The sequence below is a fragment of the Streptomyces sp. WELS2 genome, assembly GCF_013870595.1.
Lineage (GTDB): Bacteria > Actinomycetota > Actinomycetes > Streptomycetales > Streptomycetaceae > Streptomyces.
In genome coordinates, this window is record NZ_JACBWZ010001011.1 from 1 (window position 1) to 2,010 (window position 2,010).

At 72.5% G+C, this 2,010-nt stretch carries 3 protein-coding genes; all 3 read left to right on the top strand.

The window, feature by feature from the left end; all coding sequences use genetic code 11:
• On the top strand, window positions 1-1,196 hold a 1,196-nt coding region (locus tag H5J33_RS32925), incomplete at its 5' end, for a ferric reductase-like transmembrane domain-containing protein (protein WP_181798374.1).
• A 10-nt stretch (window positions 1,197-1,206) separates the two neighbouring features.
• On the top strand, window positions 1,207-1,659 hold the full coding sequence (locus H5J33_RS32930; RefSeq protein WP_181798375.1) for an FMN-binding protein: 453 nt from the start codon (window positions 1,207-1,209) through the stop codon (window positions 1,657-1,659).
• Between the two features lie 25 nt (window positions 1,660-1,684).
• Window positions 1,685-2,010: FAD:protein FMN transferase (locus H5J33_RS32935; RefSeq protein ID WP_181798376.1), on the top strand; the 326-nt coding region annotated here is incomplete at its 3' end.

Sequence of the window (2,010 nt, forward strand, 5' to 3'; positions counted from 1 at the left end):
GGCTCAACGGCGCCGGGCGTATCGCGGGGCTGCTGTGCGGGTACGCCTGCGCGGTGCTGGTCGGCCTGATGGCGCGGGTGCCGCTGCTGGAGAACCGGGTGGGATCGGACCGGGTGGCGCGCTGGCACGCGATGGCCGGCCGGTACACGGTGTCCCTGCTGGTGGCGCACATCGTGCTGATCCTCGCCGGGTACGCGGCGCAGGACCGGGCGTCGCTGTGGCACGAGACGGTCACCGTGGTGCTGGACTATCCGGACATGTTGAAGGCCACCGCGGGCACCGTGATCCTGTTCGCGGTCGGTCTCACCTCCGTGCGGTCCGTGCGCCGCCGAATCCCGCACGAGTTCTGGTATTACGTCCACCTGCTCACGTACGCAGCGGTGTTCCTGAGCTTCTTCCATCAGGTGTCGCTGGGCGACCAGTTCAACGGCGCGCCGGTGGCCGCCGCCGCCTGGTACGCGCTCTACCTCGGGGTCGCGGCGCTCGTGCTGTGGTTCCGGGTCCTCACACCGGTGCGGCTGAACCGGCGGCACCGGCTGCGGGTCGAGTCGGTGCATCCGGAGGCGCCCGGCGTGTACTCGGTCGTGATGGGCGGGCGGGACCTCGACCGGCTGGGCGCGCGGCCGGGCCAGTTCTTCCGCTGGCGGTTCCTCACCGACGGCATGGCCTGGACGTCCACGCCGTACTCCCTGTCGGCGCCGCCCCGCCCGGACCTCCTGCGCATCACGGTGAAGGCGCTCGGCGATCACAGCACGGCCGTCTCGCTGCTCAGGCCCGGCACCCGGGTGTGGGCGGAGGGCCCCTACGGCGCGCTCACCGCCGACCGGGCGGCGGCCGGGCGCTCCCTGCTGATCGCGGCCGGGGTCGGCATCACCCCGCTGCGGGCCCTGTTCGAGACGCTGCCCGGCGAGGTCACCCTGCTGTACCGGGCGCGCTCGGCGGAGGATCTCGCGCTGGGCGGTGAGCTGGAGGCGATCGCCCGGTGGCGCGGCGCCAGGGTGCTGTACGTGTTGAACGGTCCGCATGGCGAGCGGACTCGCATCACGGCGGAGTCGCTGCGGGCGAACTTCCCCGGCCTGCCCGGACATGACGTCTACATCTGCGGGCCGCAGACGTTCGCCCGGGACGTCTACGAGGCCCTGCGCGCAGCGGGTTCGCCGGACCACCGCATCCATCACGAGTCCTTCGAACTGTGAGGTGCAGCCGATGCACGCGTTGAGGAAGAACCGGCCGCTGCGCCGCATGGTCCTGGCGAGCGCCACGACGGTCTCGGCCATGGTGCTGCTGCTGTCCCTGAAGCCGCACACCACGGGCCTCGCCGTAGGTACGTCGACACCGGCCCGGCAGGGGGGCGCGAGCGCGGCCGCCTCTCCCGGAGGTGCCTCGAAGTCCGTCACCGGCCGGACCGTGCAGACCCGCTGGGGTCCGGTTCAGGTGCGGATCACCGTCAAGGACGGCAGGCTCACCGACGTGACGGCCGTCCGCTACCCCACGGACAACCCGCGCGACCGCGAGATCAACAGCTATGCGATCCCCCAGCTGCGGCGCGAGGCGCTGACCGCGCAGAGCGCGCAGATCGACATGGTCTCGGGAGCCTCGTACACCAGCACCGGTTACCAGCAGTCCCTCCAGTCCGCGCTGGACCAGGCCCATGGGTGACGCGGTGCGGCACGCGGAGGAGGTCATGGGGACCGTCTTCTCCTTCGACGTGCACGGCGGTGAGCCGCGCGCGGTACGCGCGGCACTGGGCGAGGCGGTGGGCGGTCTCCACCGGGCGGACGAGGTGTTCAGCACGTACCGCGCGGACAGCGAGGTGTCCCGGTTGGCGCGGGGAGAGCTGACCATGGCGGAGTGCGCGCCCGAGGTTGCCCGGGTGCTGGAGCTGGCGGCCGAGGCGGAGCGGGTGAGCGAGGGATGGTTCGGCACCCGCTACCGGGGGATGCTGGATCCGACCGGGATCGTCAAGGGCTGGGCGGCCGAGCGGGCCGCGCGGCTGCTGGCCCGGGTGCC